Origin of the sequence: Arthrobacter sp. NPDC057009, assembly GCF_042673905.1 — a bacterium.
Lineage (GTDB): Bacteria > Actinomycetota > Actinomycetes > Actinomycetales > Micrococcaceae > Arthrobacter.
This window is the reverse complement of sequence record NZ_JBHUSB010000016.1, coordinates 38345-55474: the sequence shown is the minus strand read 5'-3', so window position 1 is coordinate 55474 and position 17130 is coordinate 38345. Positions and strand designations below refer to the sequence as shown.

Here is a 17130-nt window from a genome sequence, read left to right as displayed (position 1 = left end):
GTGCAGGAAAACGCTATAGGCAGTCTCATTGGGTCGCTGGTGGACAACCGCTACCAGGTGAAGTCCAGGTTGGCGCGGGGCGGGATGTCCACCGTTTACGTGGCCACGGACCAGAGGCTGGACCGCGATGTAGCCCTGAAGGTCCTGCATCCGCACTTGGCCAACGACGGCAATTTCCTGGACCGCCTGGCGCGCGAAGCACGGGCTGCCGCTAAGCTCTCACACCCGCATGTGGTGGGCGTGCTGGACCAGGGGCACGACGGTGACACCGCCTACCTCGTGATGGAGTACATCAAGGGGCACACCCTTCGCGACGTCATCAACAGCAAGGGCGCGTTGTCGCCCCGGCTGGCCCTGGCCCTCATCGATCCGGTCGTGGAGGGCCTGGGAGCGGCCCACGCCGCAGGCATGATCCACCGCGACGTGAAGCCGGAAAACGTGTTGATTGCCGACGACGGCCGGATCAAGATCGGCGACTTCGGCCTCGCCCGCGCCGTAACGACAACAACCAGCACAGGTGCCCTGATCGGCACCGTCGCATACCTTTCTCCGGAACTGGTCCTAGGCAAGCCGGCCGACGCCCGAAGCGACATCTACTCGACAGGCATCATGCTGTTCGAGATGCTGACCGGACGCCAGCCCTTCGACGGCGAGGTCCCGATCCAGGTGGCCTACCAGCACGTGAACTCCACCGTGGGTCCTCCCTCCGCCCTCGTTCCCGGCCTGGCGGACGAAGTGGACGAACTCGTACAGTGGTGCACCGCCAGCGACCCCGAGCAACGGCCGGTGGACGGCAACGCCCTGCTGGCAGAACTCCGCCATATCCGGACCAACCTCACCGACTCCGAACTGGACCTGCAACCCCCTGCGGCCGTGCGGGCGGCTGCGGCGGCGGGCGGAGCTTCAGCCACTGCCAGCCACGGCCTCCGCGGGGCCGCTGCACCTCCCGCCCCGGCCAGGAAGCCGTCGCACCTGCCGCAAAACCCGCCTGTTCCCGGCGCCGCGGCTGTCCAGGGAATACCGCCGGTACAGGGAACCCCGGGAAACCACACCGAGGTGCTGTCACCGATCCACGGCGGCGAGGTCCCCCGGGGCCGTCCCACCGAAGTCATTTCCCGTGCCAGCAATCCCACCACCGTGTTTTCCGCCCCGACCTCTTCAAACCCGGCCTCTTCAAACCCGACCTCTTCAAACCCGGCCTCTTCAACTCCCGTTTCATCAACCAACGTCTCTTCGACCAGCAGGCCGGTCCTCCCGCCCTACGGATTCGATGACGATGACAGGGATGATGCCCAGCTCCCCCTGAGCAAACGCGAACAGCGGAAACTGGACCGCCACGAAGAAAAGGCCCGGTCACGCGCCGCGGCCACTCCCGTCCGCACCCTCCGTGAAGGAAACCCCCGGCGCAGGGGCGCGCTCTGGATCGTGGTCATGGTGATCCTCGCCCTGCTTGCCACCGGGGCCGGGTGGTTCTTCGGCATGGGGCCGGGATCCCCCGGGACCGTGCCGTCCGTGGCCAACAGAACCGTGGCGGAGGCACAGAAGCTGCTCCGGGACGCCGGCTTCCAGTCCAGCACCCAGGATGTCTTCGACGACGACGTCAAGGCAGGGCTGGTGGTCGCATCCGAGCCGGGCGCCGGAACGGAAATCCGCAAGTTCCAGCAGGTGTCGCTGTTCGTGTCCAAGGGGCCGCAGCTGTTTCCGCTGCCGCGGCTGACCGGCAAGACGCTGGAGGCGTCCAAGGAGGCGCTCAACGGGGCTGAAATGGCGCTCGGCAAGGTCACCGAAAAGTTCGATGAGGAAGTGCCCGCCGGAACGGTGCTAAGCCAGGCCCCGGCGCCGGGAACGCCCGCGCGGCACGGGACGCCTGTCAGCCTGACTGTCTCGAAGGGCCCGCAGCCCATCCCGGTGCCGGACGTCCGCGGGCAGGACGAGGAAGAAGCGGTACATGCCATTGAAGCTGCCGGCCTCAAGGCCGAGGTAGCAGATGAAACCGTCCACGACAGGAACGTTCCGAAGGGCGCTGTGGTCAGCCAGGAGCCGGCTTCCGGAACCTTGACGAGGGGACAAACCGTCACCCTGACGATTTCCGAAGGGCCCAAGCTCGTCAAGGTGCCCAACTACATCGGCAAGCAGGTCGAAGATGCTACTGAGGCGCTGAGGAAGCGCGGCTTCGAGGTCCGCGTCAACGAAGTCCTCGGCGGCTTCTTCGGCACTGTCCGGGACCAGGATCCCGTGGACACCGAGGTACCGGAGGGCTCCGTCATCACCCTCACAGTGGTATAGCCAGGGCAGTGCAGCCACAGTCCACAAAAAGACCGGCGCCGGGAAGTCCCGGCGCCGGCCTTTTTGTCTGGTTGGAGCTCTCCCGCAACCGCCTAGCGGCGGGTCAGCGCGCCCGCCACGAGGAAGGCCATCTCCAGCGACTGCATGTGGTTCAGCCGGGGATCGCAGACAGACTCGTAGCGGTCGAGGAATGCTTCCTGGTCGATGGGGTCGGCGCCGCCGAGGCATTCGGCCACGTCATCCCCGGTCATCTCGACGTGGAGGCCGCCCGGAACCGTCCCCAAGGCATGGTGCACTTCGAAGAACCCGCGCACCTCGTCGATGACGTCGTCGAAATTCCGGGTCTTGTAGCCGTTGGGCGAGGTGACCGTGTTGCCGTGCATCGGGTCCGTGACCCACAGGACCTGGGCGCCGGAGGCGGTAACCTTCTCCACGAGGGACGGGAGCTTCTCGCGGATGTTGCCGGCACCCATGCGGGTGATGAACGTGAGCCTCCCGGGCTCGCGTTCGGGATCCAGCTTGTCGATGAGGCGCAGCGCGTCGTCGCCGGAGGTGGACGGGCCGAGCTTGACGCCGATCGGGTTGCGGACACGGGACAGGAAGTCCACGTGGGCGTGGTCCAGCTCGCGGGTCCGCTCACCGATCCACAGGAAGTGGCCGGAGGTGCCGTACGGCAGCCCGGTGCGGGAGTCGATGCGGGTCAGCGCGCGCTCGTAGTCAAGCAGCAGCGCCTCGTGGCTCGCGAAGAATTCAACCCGCTTGAGCGCCTCGAAGTCGGCGCCGCAGGAAGCCATGAACTTGATGGCGCGGTCGATGTCGCGCGCGAGCGACTCGTAGCGGGCATGGGCCGGATTCTCGGTGAAGCCCTTGTTCCAGGTGTGCACCAGGCGGAGGTCCGCGAAGCCGCCCTGGGTGAACGCCCGGATGAGGTTCAGCGTGGAAGCGGAGGTGTGGTAGGCCCGGAGCATGCGGCTCGCGTCGTGGGCACGCGACTCGGGGGTGAAGTCGTACCCGTTCACGATGTCGCCACGGTAGGCCGGCAGCGTCACGCCGTTACGGGTCTCATCGTTGGAGGAACGCGGCTTGGCGAACTGGCCGGCCATGCGTCCCATCTTGATGACCGGCATCGCTGCGCCGTAGGTCAGGACTACTGCCATCTGCAGGATCGTCTTGACGCGGGCGCTGATCTTGTCCGCCGTGGCACCCTCAAAGGTCTCGGCGCAGTCGCCGCCCTGGAGCAGGAAGGCCTTGCCCTGGGCCGCCGCAGCGAGACGCTCGCGCAGGATGTCCACCTCGCCCGCGAACACGAGCGGCGGGAGCGCCGACAGTTCCTTGACGGAAGCGTTGAATACCTCGGAGTCCTGCCAGCTCGGCTGCTGGGAGATGGGAAGATCCCGCCAGTTGTCGAGTCCCGGATAGTTGGCCGCACCGCTCTGTGAAGTGCTGGTCAGGGAAGAGGCAGGTTTTGCAGATAGCTCAGTCACACTACTAAGAGTAGAGGGCCGGAGCGGCTTCGGGACACCCGGACTGTCATGCACCCGGCCGCAGCGTCACAGATTTCAGCGCCAGGACACCTATGCTGACCGGGGTGAACCGGGCTCCCCCGGCTCGCCTGGCTGTTCGCCGGGCTTTCCACCGCCGTCGGCATCGCCTTTAACATCTGCCTTGCCCGCGAGCCGGAGCTTAACCACCGACGCGTACTCGTCCACGTATTCCTGCCCGGAGAGGCGCATGAGTTCATACATGATCTCGTCTGTCACGGACCGCTGGATCAGCCGGTCGTCGGCCATCCCCTCGTACCGGCTGAAGTCCAGCGGTTTCCCGAAGATCATGCCGATGCGGCGGATGTTCGGCAGCCGTTTGCCGATGGGCTGGACCTTGTCCGTTCCGATCATCGCCACCGGGATGACGGGGACGCCGGCCTGGAGCGCCAGCCGCGCCACACCCACCTTCCCGCGGTACAGCCGGGAATCGGGGCTGCGGGTGCCTTCGGGGTAGATTCCCAGCAGTCCGCCGTGCGTCAGCACTTCCATCCCCGCCTGAAGCGAGGCTGCCGAGGCCGCCCCGCCGGAACGGTCCATGGGAAGCTGGTTGGTCAGTCGGAAGAACAGTGCGGTCAGCCTGCCCTTGAGGCCGGTGCCCGTGAAGTACTCGGATTTGGCCAGGAAGATGACGGGCCGCGGCACCATCAGCGGCATGAAGATGGAGTCCGAGAACGAGAGGTGGTTGGAGGCGATGATGGCTGCACCTTCGGACGGGATGTTGTCCAGCCCTTTGACCCACGGCCGGAAAAGAGTGCGGACCACCGGCCCCAGGAAGATCCGCTTCATGACCCAATAGAACACGTGTCTTACCTCTCCGGAAGGCTACCGCCGGCGCGTTTCCAGTGGCCCGGCGGCACTGCATGCAACCCTACTCTAGTGAGAATTGTCCCGAACAGTGACACGATGGTTCCATGACAGAAAGCAGCGACCGAACACGGCCCGCCGCTTTCAGCTACGCGGGACACGGAGCCAATGCGCGGATCGGAATCGCGATTTCGCACGGCTTCACCGGCAGCCCGCTCAGTATCCTGCCGTGGGCCGAGTTCCTGGCCGCGCGCGGATTCGCCGTCACAGTTCCGCTGCTTCCCGGCCACGGGACGACCTGGCAGGAACTTGCACAGACAGGGTGGCGGGAGTGGCACGGCGCCTTTGAAGCGGCATACCTGGAGCTGGCAGCCAGAACAGACGAGTGCTACGTGGCCGGCCTCTCGATGGGCGGTGCCATCGCCCTGCTCACCGCATCCCGCCACAGTGTGGCGGGTGTCGCCGTCGTCAATCCCGGCCTGAGCTTTTACGATCGGCGCGTCCAGATCATCGGCCTGCTGAAGTACATCCAAAAGACCACTGTGCCTATAGCCGAGGAAAATCCGACGGCGCCCCATACGGACGACGGCGACTACTCCCTAACGCCGTTGGCGGCGGTTCACCAGCTGAAGAGGCTGTTCGCTGCCGCTGCCCGCGGACTGCCGCGGATCACGGCCCCCGTGCTCGTTTTCAAGTCAGTCAACGATGCTGTGGTGCCACCGACTTCGCTCACTATTATCCGCAAGCGCCTGCGCGCGGCGGCCCTCGACGTGGTGCTGCTGAGGAACAGCGGCCATGTGGCTACGCTGGACACGGACGCCCAGGAAATTTTCGAGTCCTCGGCACGGTTTTTCCAGGTGCATTCCCGCAGCCACGTACCGTCGGAGAAGTCATGACCACTGTTCCCGATCACAGCCCGTTCAGCAGCGTCTTCTCCGGCGAGGGGCCGTCCATCGGCATCGCCCTCTCCCATGGCTTCACGGGCAGTCCGCACAGCCTCCGCACATGGGCCCAGTCCTTTGCCGATGCCGGCTTTGCCGTCAGGATGCCGCTGTTGCCGGGCCATGGCACCACCTGGCAGGAGCTTTCCCGCAGCCGCTGGCCGCAGTGGCACGACGCCATGGACGCGGCCTACCGGGAACTCGAGTCGGAGTGTGACCTCGTCTTCGCCGCGGGCCTGTCCATGGGTGGCGCACTGGCATTGCGCCTCGCCGCCACCAGGCCCGTCGCCGGAGTCATCGTGGTCAACCCCGGCCTGGTCATCGATGACCGCCGCGCCCCGCTGGCCGGCATCCTCAAGCTGGTCCTCAAGAGCACGCCGGCCATAGCCAATGACATCCGGAAACCGGGCGTCGACGAGGGCGCCTATGCACGGACACCTGTGGCAGCGGCCCACGAGCTGAATAAGATGTTCAAGGACACGGTCCGGCTGCTGCCACGCATCACAGCTCCGGTCCGCGTGTTCCGCTCCACAGTGGACCATGTTGTCTCCGATTCCAGCATCATGGCCCTGCGGCGCGGGCTCACCCACGCCCCGCTGCGGCTCACCCACCTGGATAACAGTTTCCACGTGGCCACCCTGGACCATGACGCCGACCAGATCTTCAGCGGCTCGCTGGATTTCATCCGCTCCGTCGTGGCGGACCTCCGCCAGGGATCCGCCGACTCCGCGACATCCAGCCAGAAGGGCGCAACCGATGAATAGGCCCGATTCGAACTCATCCGACCCGAGTGCAAACCAGGACGACGCCGTCTGGCTCGATCTGGTAGCCAGGCTCCAGGGCGACACCCCGGCTCCGGATACGCACAGCACTACGGGCGAGGGGGAACCGAGCGCCTCCGAGCCGCCGCGCCATTCCGGCGGTCCCCGGCACAGCACGGCTGCCAGTGACGACGCCGGCCCTGCACCGGCAGGAGAGGCCGGGAACGGCGCGGGTCCGGAAGGTGCCGCCAAGCGCTTCACCGACTTCGACCCCCTCGGCCTGGCGCCCCGGGCACCGCGGGAGCTGTCAGCCGCCGAGCGGCAGCAGGCTGCGGAGCAGGCGAAGGCCGCCGGGCACGAAAAGGCGGACCGGCGCGAGGACGCTGACCGGCCAGGGCAGGCAGGTATTCATTCCGGCACCGGGGATCCGCGTGACTACACGGTCGAGGACGACGAGGGCGAGTTCATTCCGGAAGAACCCCCTAAGCTTTCGGCCACCGACCCGCTGACAATGCTCGCGTGGCTGGGCGCCGTGGGTGCTCCGATTGCCCTGGTCCTGTCGTCGATGTTCTGGCGCTCCGCGCCGCTGCTGGCAATCCTTGGCATGGTGGCCGTCTTCGTCGCCGCAGTGGTGTACCTGATCATGAAGCTGCCGCAGGAGAAGGACGAGAACGACGACGGCGCCCGGGTCTGACGCTTCCGTCAGCGGTGGGTGCGGCTGCTGACCCGGGACAGGTCAGCGGCGCCGATCAGGCCGGCGTTCGGGCCAAGGGCAGCCAGTTCGATCTCGGCGGCGGGGCGGAATCCGCGGCCGGTAAGGTTGCGGGCGAAGGCCTTGCGGGCCGGGGCCACCAGCAGCTCACCTGCCGCACACAGGCCGCCGCCGATCACGAACTTCCCGGGATCGAGGGCGGCTGCCAGGTTCGCCAGCCCCAGCCCCAGCCAGTTTCCGACGTCCTCCAGGAGCTCACGGGAGGCGGCGTCGCCGGCGATGGCCAGCTCCGTCACCGTGGCTCCGGTAATGCGCTCGGCGCTTCCGTCCACGGCTTTGAGGAGTTCCTGGGCCACGGGAGAGTTCGCCAGGGCCAGTTCCCTGGCCTCCCGGCCCAGTGCGTTGCCCGAGGCGTACTGTTCCCAGCAGCCGCGGTTGCCGCATTCGCACCGGTGGCCGCCCGGCATGATGATCTGGTGGCCGAACTCCCCCGCCACGCCAAACCTGCCGCGCTCCACGTGCCCGTCCATCACCATGGCTCCGCCGATGCCGGTGCCGAGCGTGATGCAGACCAGCCGGTCCTGCCCCTGCCCGGCACCAAAGCGCCACTCGGCCCAGGCTGCCGCGTCGGCGTCGTTGACCAGCATGACGGGGCGGCGCAGCAGGTGCTGCAGGTTTTCCCGCAGCGGTTCGTTCCGCCAGGCGAGGTGCGGGCTGAACAGCACCGTGCCGCCGTCGAGGTCCATCCAGCCGGCGGCGCCGATGCCCACCGAGCGGATCCGGGTGCCGGCGCTCAGTTCTTCAACAAGTTCCACGATGACGCGCTCCACGGCCCGGGGATCGCTTCCCGGCGTGGACCGGCGCGCCTCGCGCAGGATGTTTCCTTCGGCATCCACCACGCCGGCGGCAACCTTGGTGCCGCCAATGTCGATGCCAATGGCAAGTCCCCGCCGGCCCAGCCGCAACTGCTGCCGGAACAGGCGGTGGCCGGCCAGTTGGCGGCTGCCTCCCGTCAGGCCAAGTCCCGGTACCGGACGACGCGGGATGGAGCGCCGCGACGCCGCGCGCCAGTCGGCCCACCTCCCCGCTTCACCGCTCCGGGGACTGGAGCCGCTCCCCGGACCGAAACGGGGCGGGGCTGGCTGCTCAGCGGGCGAGGAGGGCTGCATAGTCCCCCATTCTAGGTGTCGTGTTGGAACGTCTTCGCAGGTAGACACGCAAACGACACGCCCTGCCACCGGCGGCGTACGACCGCCCGCCGTAAAGTTACCAACGGGTAATCGCGATCTGCGGGCTCCCCGCCATGCGACGTACTAAGGTTAGGACTACCCGCTGCGGCAACGGATATCAAAGGAGCTAACGTGCGCGAATTCAGCGTTCCGCCCCTGGCGAACGTCCCCCTGGACAGCAACATCACGGACCTTGTACTGCGCCAGGCAGCGGAGGCTTCCAACCCTGCCCTGTTTTCGCGCCTCGATTCCTCCGGCCAGTGGCAGGACATCCGGGCCAAGGACTTCGTGGCGGATGTATCCGCCTTGGCAAAGGGCCTGATCGCCAGCGGCATCGGCGCCGGCGACCGCGTGGGCATCATGTCCCGCACCCGGTACGAGTGGGCACTTATCGACTTCGCCATCTGGTTCGCAGGTGGCGTTTCTGTTCCTATCTATGAAACGTCCTCGCCTTCCCAGGTCGCCTGGAACCTCGGAGACTCCGGCGCCGTCGCCGCTTTCGGCGAATCGGACCACCACGAAAACGTCATCCGGCAGGCCGCCGCGTCCGAGGGGCTGACTGCCCTGGAGCATGTGTGGCAGCTGGAGGGTGACGGCCTCGACGCCGTGCGCGCGGCCGGAACGGCCGTCAGCGACGCCGAACTCGAAACCCGGCGGCGCTCCGCCGGACTCCGGGACCTGGCCACCATCATCTACACCTCGGGCACCACCGGCCGCCCGAAGGGCTGCGAACTGACCCACGGAAACTTCGTGGAGCTGTCCGAGAACGCCTTGGCCACCTCCCTGAAGCAGGTGGTCAATGAGCAGTCCCGCACCATCATGTTCCTCCCGCTGGCACATGTGTTCGCACGCTTCATTTCCGTCCTGGCCGTGGCCGCCGGAGTTACGGTGGCGCACACCCCGGACATCAAGCACCTGCTGGCCGACCTGCAGAGCTACAAGCCGACGTTCATCCTTGCTGTTCCGCGCGTCTTCGAAAAGGTCTACAACTCGGCCCTAACCAAGGCCGAAGACGGCGGCAAGGGCGCGATCTTCCACAAGGCAACGGAAACCGCCATCGCCTACTCCCGGGCACGGCAGGACGGCGGCGTCGGCCTGGGCCTGAAGATTAAGCACGCGGTCTTCGACAAACTCGTCTACGGCAAGCTCCGTGCCGCCATGGGCGGGGAGGTTGCCCACGCGGTGTCCGGCGGAGGTCCGCTGGGCGAGCGTCTGGGCCACTTCTTCCAGGGCATCGGCCTGCAGATCCTGGAAGGCTACGGCCTCACCGAAACCACCGCGCCCGTCAGCGTCAACACGCCGGAGCGGATCAAGATCGGCACGGTCGGTGCGCCGATTCCCGGCAACAGCGTCCGGATAGCCGACGACGGCGAGATCCTCGTCAAGGGCGCCTGCGTCATGCGGGGGTACTACAAGCGCCCCGATCTGACCGAGGAGTCGTTCGTGGACGGCTGGTTCCGCACCGGCGACATCGGCCAGCTGGACGAAGACGGCTACGTGCTGATCACCGGCCGGAAGAAGGAAATCATTGTGACAGCGGGCGGCAAGAACGTGGTTCCCGCCCTGCTCGAGGACCAGATCCGTGCCGATGCGCTGGTGTCACAGGTACTCGTTGTGGGTGACAACCGGCCGTTCATCGGGGCCCTCGTGACCCTCGATGAGGAAGCCCTGCCGGGCTGGCTGCAGCGGCACGGCCTTCCGGCGGACACGCCCCTGAGTGAGGCTGCGGAGAAGGCCGAAGTGAAGGCCGCGGTTCAGGAGCTCATCAACCAGGCCAACCAGTCGGTGTCCCAGGCCGAGGCCATCAAGTCCTTCCGGATCGTGCCGACCGACTTCACCGAAGCCTCCGGCCACCTGACCCCGTCCATGAAGGTCAAGCGCGCCCAGGTCATGAAGGACTTTGAAACGGAAATCGACGAAATGTACAGGTCGCCGAAGCCCACCCGCGCCTAGGCGCGGCGGCCGCCGTTCCCAGTACCGTCCGCCCTAGCCCCGTCCGCCCTGGTCCTGCTGCAGTTCGTCCACCACGAGTGCGGCGAGCTCGACGGCGGCGGCGCGGGTTGCCGGCTTCAGCTGGCCGAGGCGGATCCGCGAACCTTCCGCCAGGTGCCGGTCATGCGGAATCCGTACCACGTTTTTCACCCGGGACAGGAAGTGCTCTTCGATCTCATCGATGTCGACCAGGGTCCGGTTGCCGGCCGCCATGTTGATGACCACCGTGGCCTTGGCAACCAGATCCTGGCGGCCATGCGCTTCAAGCCACGACAGTGTTTCCGACGCGAGCCGGGCTTCATCCACGCTGCCGCCCGAGACGAGCACCACGGCGTCGGCCTTTTCCAGAGTGCCCTTCATGACTGAGTGCACCATGCCGGTGCCGGAGTCGGTCAGGACGATCGAGTAGTAACGGCCCAGGATGTCGGTAACTGCGCGGTAGTCAGCGTCATCGAAGGCGTGCGCCACGGTAGGGTCAGTGTCCGAGGCCAGGACATCGAGGCGCGAACCTTCGCGCGCGGTGTAGTTGGACAGCTGCGCAAACGAGTCCACTGTGAACCTGTCCTTCACCAGCTGGCGGGCCGTGAAATCAGCCCTGCCCGGTGAACGGTCCGAGAGCGTGCCGCGGTCCGGATTCGCGTCCATCGCGATGACCCGGTCCTCACGCAGTTCCGCCAGCACCATGCCCAGCAGCGTGGAGACGGTGGTCTTGCCCACCCCGCCCTTGCGCGAAAGCACCGGCACATACCTGGTCCGTTCGCCCAGCCGCGTCGCGATCCCGTGCTCCATGGCCCGCTGGATGCGGACCTGGTCCGAATCACCCAGGTTCACATAGCCCAAGGTTGCCTGGTACAGCCACCGGCGCCAGCCTGACAGCGGAGCAGCTGCGGTCCTGGTCAAAAGCCGGTCGGCAGTCAATGCAGAAGCCGGCTCCGGACCCTCGGCACGCTCCCGCCGCCCGGGGAGGTCCCTGATGTCTGCAGCCGGTGCCGGTTGAGCGGCAGCCGCACCGTCTGCCGAGGCTATCCCCGTATCCGCCGTCCCGGTGTCCGCCGTGGCAGCGACGCCTGTTGGGCCTTCACCTGAAGTGGTGGCGCCGGTTGGCTTTGCACCGGAAGAGGCGGCGCCGGCCGGGCCTGCAGTCACGACGGGCATGGCAGCAGTAGCCGGCGCCTGCTGCCCCACTACCTGGTGCACCGGACTCTGGTGCACTGCGCCGGTGACTGCCGGGAGCGATCCGGCGGAGGTGCGGTCCTGGGCGCCGGAAACAGTCACCACACTGATGTCCCCTGCGGCCGCCACACCGGAGGCGGCCACCGGAACGTCATCTCCGGGGATGGTCCCCGTCTCCCCCGCAACCGTTCCGACGCTGCCTTTAGGGAATGAAGGTGCCCGGTCGGGGCGCGGCCCGGGCTTGGGCGTGTTGGTCTGCGTCATGGCTTCCGCTCTGTTTGTCCGGTTGACGATCGGGTTCCGGCCCCCGGAGTGGTCCGGAAATGGCTGTGGGGGCGGCTCGGCGCCGTCCCCACAACATTTTTCTGTTTTCCACCCTACCTGCAGGGCGGCCGCTGGCCGCCCTTCAGGTTAGTCAGCCGGCGTCTATTCGACGACGATCAGCAGGTCACCGCCCTGAACCTGTTCCACGCTGGAAATGGCCAGCCGCGTCACCTTGCCGCCCACCGGCGTCGTGATGGAGGCCTCCATCTTCATGGCCTCGATGGTGGCCACGGTGTCGCCCGCGTTGACGGTATCGCCGGCCCTGACGGTGACCGTCACGGCCCCCGCGAAGGGTGCTGCGACGTGGCCCGGGACGGACGGGTCCGCCTTCTCGGCCGTCTTCACGTTGCTGACCACGGACTTGTCGCGCACCGACACGGGGCGGGACTGCCCGTTGAGCGTGCACATCACCGTGCGCATGCCCTTCTCGTCAGGCTCCGAGACAGCTTCCAGCGACGCGATGAGGCGCACGCCCTTTTCGAGCTGGATGACGTGTTCCTCGCCGCGCTGCAGGCCGTAGAGGTAATCACGGGTGTCCAGCACCGAAACGTTGCCGTACAGCTCCTTGCTCTTGAGGTAGTCCTTGGTTGGCCCGGCGAACAGCAGTCGGTTCAGCGTCTGCTGGCGGGTCTTGGAGTCGCCGCGGAGCGCTTCGCTGTCCTCGGCGCTCAGCTCGGCGTCGCGGACCTTGACGCTGCGGCCCTGGAGGGCTTTGGTGCGGAACGGCTCGGGCCAGCCTCCCGGAGGATCGCCCAGCTCACCGGACAGGAACCCGATGACGGAGTCGGGGATGTCGTAGTTCTGCGGGTTTGCCTCGAAGTCGGCAGGATCTGCGTTCAGCCCGACCAGGTGCAGGGCGAGGTCGCCCACCACCTTCGACGACGGGGTGACCTTGACCAGGTGGCCGAGGATCCGGTCCGCAGCGGTGTACATGTCCTCGATCGCTTCGAAGCGCTCACCCAGGCCCAGGGCGATGGCCTGCTGGCGGAGGTTGGACAGCTGACCGCCCGGGATTTCGTGCTGGTAGACGCGGCCGGTCGGACCCGGCAGGCCCGATTCGAAGGGGGCGTAAACCCTGCGCACGGCTTCCCAGTACGGCTCAAGGGAGCTGACTGCCGCCAGGCTGAGCCCGGTGTCACGTTCGGTGTGGGCCAGGGAGGCGACCAGTGCCGACGCCGACGGCTGGCTCGTGGTACCGGCCAGGGATGCCGAGGCGGCATCCACGGCATCGACGCCTGCATCGACGGCCGCAAGCAGGGTGGCCAGCTGGCCGCCTGCGGTGTCGTGGGTGTGCAGGTGGACCGGGAGGTCGAACCGTTCCCGGAGTGCTGCGACGAGCTTCGCTGCAGCTGCCGGACGCAGCAGGCCGGCCATGTCCTTGATGGCGAGGATGTGGGCGCCCGCTTCGACGATCTTGTCCGCCAGGTCCAGGTAGTAGTCCAGCGTGTAAAGCGTCTCGTTGGGGTCCAGCATGTCGCCCGTGTAGCACAGCGCCACCTCGGCGACCGCGGTGCCGGTGGCGCGGACAGCCCGGATGGCCGGCGCCATCTGGCTCACGTCATTGAGGGCATCGAAGATGCGGAAGATATCGATGCCCGTGGCTGCCGCCTCGTTGACGAAGGCCTCGGTCACTTCCTCGGGGTACGGGGTGTAACCGACGGTGTTGCGGCCGCGGAGCAGCATCTGGATGCAGATGTTCGGCAGGGCCTTGCGCAGCGCAGCCAGCCGGTCCCAGGGATCCTCGCCGAGGAAGCGCAGGGCGACGTCGTAGGTGGCACCGCCCCAGGCCTCCACGGACAGCAGTTCCGGCAGGAGCGTGGAGACCGCGGGGGCGGCGGCCACCAGGTCCCTCGTGCGGACGCGGGTGGCCAGCAGGGACTGGTGGGCGTCGCGGAAGGTGGTGTCCGTAACGGCCACCGCCTTCTGCTCGCGCAGTGCCTTGGCGAAACCCTCCGGCCCGAGTTCCAGGAGCCGCTGACGGGAACCCGGACGGGCCTCGGCGCCGGTGAGGGCCGGGAGCTTGTCCGCGGGGTTGGTGCGGACCGGAAGTTCGCCGTTCGGCTTGTTCACGGTGACATCGGCGAGCCAGGTCAGCAGCTTGGTTCCACGGTCGGCGGAGACGCGGGCCTTCAGCAGTTCTGGCCGCTCGTCGATGAAGGACGTGGCCACGTTGCCAGCGACGAAGTCCGGATCGTCAAGCACGGCCTGCAGGAAGGGGATGTTGGTGGAGACTCCACGGATGCGGAACTCCGCCAGCGCACGGCGTGCCCTGGCCACCGCGGCCGGGTAGTCGCGGCCGCGGCAGGTGAGCTTCACCAGCATGGAGTCGAAGTGGGGGCTGATCTCGGCACCCGAGTAGACGGTGCCGCCGTCGAGCCTTACGCCGGCACCGCCGGCGGAGCGGTAACCGGTGATCTTTCCGACGTCGGGCCGGAAGCCGTTGGCCGGGTCCTCGGTGGTGATGCGGCTCTGCAGTGCGGCGCCCTTGAGCTGGACCGTCTCCTGGGAGAGGCCCAGGTCAGCGAGGGTCTCGCCGGCGGCGATGCGCATCTGCGCCTGGACGAGGTCGACGTCGGTGACCTCTTCCGTGACGGTGTGCTCCACCTGGATGCGGGGGTTCATTTCGATGAAGACGTGCTGTCCGGCGCGTTCGCCCACGGTGTCCACCAGGAACTCGACCGTGCCGGCGTTGACGTAGTTCAGGGCCTTCGCGAACTTCACGGCGTCCCGGTACAGGGCCTGCCGGATGCTGTCGTCCAGGTTGGGTGCCGGAGCGATCTCGATGACCTTCTGGTGGCGGCGCTGCAGGGAACAGTCACGCTCGAAGAGGTGCATGACATTGCCCTCGGCGTCGGCCAGGATCTGGACCTCGATGTGGCGCGGGCGGAGCACCGCCTGCTCCAGGAACATGGTGGGGTCACCGAAGGCGGCGTCGGCCTCGCGCATGGCGGACTTCAGCGCCTCCGGCAGGGCCTCGCGGGTGTCAACGCGGCGCATGCCGCGCCCGCCGCCACCTGCCACGGCCTTGGCAAAGATGGGGAAACCGATTTCATCCGCGGCAGCGAGCAGTTCGTCGAGGTCCTTCGACGGAGCGCTGGACTTCAGGACCGGCACTCCGGCACGTTTGGCGGCCTCCAGCGCCGAAACCTTGTTACCGGCAAGCTCCAGAACCTCCGCGGGCGGACCCACAAAGGTGATGCCTGCGGCCTTGGCGGCACGCGCAAGGTCCGGGTTCTCGGAGAGGAAGCCGTAGCCGGGGTAAATGGCATCGGCACCGGACTCCTTGGCAACCCGCAGCACCTCGTCAACGTCCAGGTAGGCGCGGACGGGGTGGCCCTCTTCGCCGATCAGATACGCCTCATCGGCCTTCTGGCGGTGGATCGAGTTACGGTCCTCATTGGGGAACACGGCGACTGTCTTGGCGCCCAGTTCGTAGCCGGCGCGGAAAGCACGGATTGCGATTTCTCCGCGGTTAGCCACCAGAATTTTGGAAAACATACTGCTCCTGCATCATTGCGGGTGTATCGGTAAGTGGTCACAGTGTGTAAGACGGGCCGGACAGAACACAAATCAGTGTGTCCACCATCACAGAATTATCCGTCATGTCCCGACCATATTCACTGCCTTGCCGTATTTGCTGTTCATTTACGGCAACCTGTGCTGCCGATGAAGAACGACGCCGGAGCGGCGGGACGGCGGGGCATGCCCGGATCCGGATAAGAAGGGATTCCGGCCGAGGTCAACATATGATGAATGGGGCGGCGGAAGCCTGCCCTGTTCCTGCAGCACCTTCCGGGAGCACCGGAACGGAACGTACCCCAACACGGCAACCGGCGTTAGGTATTGGTTTATCAAGTGCAAGTAGTCAGCATCAGCAGCCTCAAGGGCGGTGTCGGCAAGACATCCGTTACAACCGGACTGGCGTCTGCGGCACTGGCCGCAGGCATCCCAACCCTCGTAGTAGACCTCGATCCGCATGCAGATGCCACCACCGCACTGGGGGTACAGCCCAGCGACAGGCTGGACATCGGCCGGATGCTGAAGAATCCGCGCAAAGCCAGGATCGCCGAGAACGTCGTGCCCAGCGGCTGGATCAGCCGGGTAACCCCCAATGGCTCCGGCCCGGCGGTGCTCGACGTCGCCGTCGGCTCCGCGTACGCGGGCATTTACGACCGGCCCGACCTTGGCAAGCGCGACCTGCGCCGGCTGTCCGCGGTTCTGGCCGGCGCCGAGGGCTACGAACTCATCCTGGTGGACTGCCCGCCGTCCCTGAATGGCCTCACCCGGATGGCCTGGTCCGCAAGCAACAAGGTGGCCCTGGTGGCCGAGCCCGGCCTCTTCTCCGTGGCCGGCACCGAACGCACCATGCGGGCCATCCAGCTTTTCCGGCAGGAATTCGCGCCGAACCTCTCCCCCGCCGGCATCGTGGCAAACCGTGTGCGCTCCGGTTCCTCCGAGCACGCTTTCCGGCTTGCCGAGATGCAGGCAATGTTTGGAGACCTGCTGCTGGCCCCGCACATTCCGGAGCAGGCCAACTGGCAGCAGATCCAGGGCGCGGCGCACTCCGTTCACCACTGGCCCGGCGACTCCGCCAAAACCGCGGCCGGACTCTATGACACGCTGCTGGAAAACCTCATGGCCACCAACAAGACCAGCCGCAGCCGGAGCGCCCGCTAGGCGCCGGCGCTGGGTTTAACGCAAGAAGGGCCGCCTCCCGTCTGACTGATCAGTCCGGAGGCGGCCCTTCTGTTTTGAGTCTGCTAGCCAATCTTGCGGGCTGCGCGACGCTTGCTGAGTTCGTCGTCGGGGAACGACTGTTCGCCGGCGTGCTCGCTGGGCAGCGAGGCGAGGCTGCCCTCAACCTCCCGCCACACGCGGCCCACAGCGATGCCGAACACGCCCTGGCCGCCCTGCACGAGGTCAATGACCTCATCCGCGGAGGTACATTCGTAGACGCTGGCGCCGTCGCTCATGAGGGTGATCTGGGCCAGGTCCTCGACGCCGCGTTCCCGCAGGTGCTCGACGGCGCTGCGGATTTGCTGCAGCGATACGCCGGTGTCCAGCAGCCGCTTGACCACCTTAAGAACCAGGATGTCCCGGAAACCGTAGAGCCGCTGGGAGCCGGAGCCTGCTGCGCCGCGGACTGCAGGCTCCACGAGGCCCGTGCGGGCCCAGTAGTCGAGCTGCCGGTACGTGATGCCGGCGGCCTTGCAGGCCGTGGGCCCGCGGTAGCCGGCGTCCTCGTCCAGGACGGGGAGATCCTCAGTGAAGAGAAGGCCTTGGGCACCGCTTGCGGGCACGGCAACGCCGGCCGTCGAGGGTTGCTTCAGCTCGCCTGCTTCGCCTTTCGGACTCACGTGGATC

General features: G+C 66.9%; 12 protein-coding genes. 6 read left to right on the top strand and 6 right to left on the bottom strand.

Features of this window, described 5'->3' with window-relative positions:
- Nucleotides 1-2286, top strand: coding sequence for a PASTA domain-containing protein (locus tag ACFTR6_RS16240; protein ID WP_377958628.1), 2286 nt, complete (start codon nucleotides 1-3; stop codon nucleotides 2284-2286).
- Between the two features lie 92 nt (nucleotides 2287-2378).
- Here ACFTR6_RS16240 and ACFTR6_RS16235 read toward each other — a convergent pair whose 3' ends face one another.
- Nucleotides 2379-3770: a class II 3-deoxy-7-phosphoheptulonate synthase gene (locus ACFTR6_RS16235; protein ID WP_087874101.1), complete on the bottom strand. Its 1392-nt coding sequence runs from the start codon at nucleotides 3768-3770 to the stop codon at nucleotides 2379-2381.
- A 90-nt stretch (nucleotides 3771-3860) separates the two neighbouring features.
- Nucleotides 3861-4631 carry a 1-acyl-sn-glycerol-3-phosphate acyltransferase gene (locus tag ACFTR6_RS16230; RefSeq protein WP_076798045.1) on the bottom strand — a complete coding sequence of 257 codons (771 nt, stop codon included), beginning with the start codon at nucleotides 4629-4631 and terminating at the stop codon, nucleotides 3861-3863.
- Between the two features lie 110 nt (nucleotides 4632-4741).
- Here ACFTR6_RS16230 and ACFTR6_RS16225 point away from each other — a divergent pair, with 110 nt between their 5' ends.
- Genes ACFTR6_RS16225 through ACFTR6_RS16215 form a run of 3 tightly spaced genes read left to right on the top strand, consistent with a single transcriptional unit; the run spans nucleotide 4742 to nucleotide 7030 of the window.
- Nucleotides 4742-5530, top strand: a complete 789-nt coding sequence (locus ACFTR6_RS16225) for a carboxylesterase (RefSeq protein WP_076798046.1) — start codon at nucleotides 4742-4744, stop codon at nucleotides 5528-5530.
- Nucleotides 5527-6339 carry a carboxylesterase gene (locus ACFTR6_RS16220; protein WP_087874103.1) on the top strand — a complete coding sequence of 271 codons (813 nt, stop codon included), beginning with the start codon at nucleotides 5527-5529 and terminating at the stop codon, nucleotides 6337-6339. The genes ACFTR6_RS16225 and ACFTR6_RS16220 overlap by 4 nt, the downstream gene beginning before the upstream one ends.
- Entirely contained in the window at nucleotides 6332-7030 is a 699-nt protein-coding gene (locus ACFTR6_RS16215; protein ID WP_076798048.1) for a hypothetical protein, read from the top strand. Before ACFTR6_RS16220 ends, ACFTR6_RS16215 begins: the two co-directional genes overlap by 8 nt.
- Before the next feature lie 8 nt (nucleotides 7031-7038).
- Here ACFTR6_RS16215 and ACFTR6_RS16210 read toward each other — a convergent pair whose 3' ends face one another.
- On the bottom strand, nucleotides 7039-8217 hold the full coding sequence (locus tag ACFTR6_RS16210; RefSeq protein ID WP_377958627.1) for an ROK family glucokinase: 1179 nt from the start codon (nucleotides 8215-8217) through the stop codon (nucleotides 7039-7041).
- A gap of 192 nt (nucleotides 8218-8409) precedes the next feature.
- Here ACFTR6_RS16210 and ACFTR6_RS16205 point away from each other — a divergent pair, with 192 nt between their 5' ends.
- Nucleotides 8410-10230 carry a long-chain fatty acid--CoA ligase gene (locus ACFTR6_RS16205; RefSeq protein WP_076798049.1) on the top strand — a complete coding sequence of 607 codons (1821 nt, stop codon included), beginning with the start codon at nucleotides 8410-8412 and terminating at the stop codon, nucleotides 10228-10230.
- A 33-nt stretch (nucleotides 10231-10263) separates the two neighbouring features.
- Here the strand turns inward: ACFTR6_RS16205 and ACFTR6_RS16200 are convergent, their stop codons facing one another.
- Together ACFTR6_RS16200 and ACFTR6_RS16195 are read right to left on the bottom strand one after the other, a co-directional pair.
- Entirely contained in the window at nucleotides 10264-11706 is a 1443-nt protein-coding gene (locus tag ACFTR6_RS16200) for a hypothetical protein (RefSeq protein ID WP_377958626.1), read from the bottom strand.
- A 162-nt stretch (nucleotides 11707-11868) separates the two neighbouring features.
- Nucleotides 11869-15264 carry a pyruvate carboxylase gene (locus ACFTR6_RS16195; protein ID WP_377958625.1) on the bottom strand — a complete coding sequence of 1132 codons (3396 nt, stop codon included), beginning with the start codon at nucleotides 15262-15264 and terminating at the stop codon, nucleotides 11869-11871.
- 357 nt (nucleotides 15265-15621) lie between these two features.
- Here ACFTR6_RS16195 and ACFTR6_RS16190 point away from each other — a divergent pair, with 357 nt between their 5' ends.
- The gene (locus ACFTR6_RS16190; protein ID WP_377958624.1) at nucleotides 15622-16443 is read left to right on the top strand and encodes a ParA family protein; all 822 of its coding nucleotides are present in this window, start codon (nucleotides 15622-15624) and stop codon (nucleotides 16441-16443) included.
- A gap of 83 nt (nucleotides 16444-16526) precedes the next feature.
- Here ACFTR6_RS16190 and ACFTR6_RS16185 read toward each other — a convergent pair whose 3' ends face one another.
- Nucleotides 16527-17123, bottom strand: coding sequence for a MerR family transcriptional regulator (locus ACFTR6_RS16185; protein WP_076798053.1), 597 nt, complete (start codon nucleotides 17121-17123; stop codon nucleotides 16527-16529).
- Nucleotides 17124-17130 lie beyond the last annotated feature (7 nt).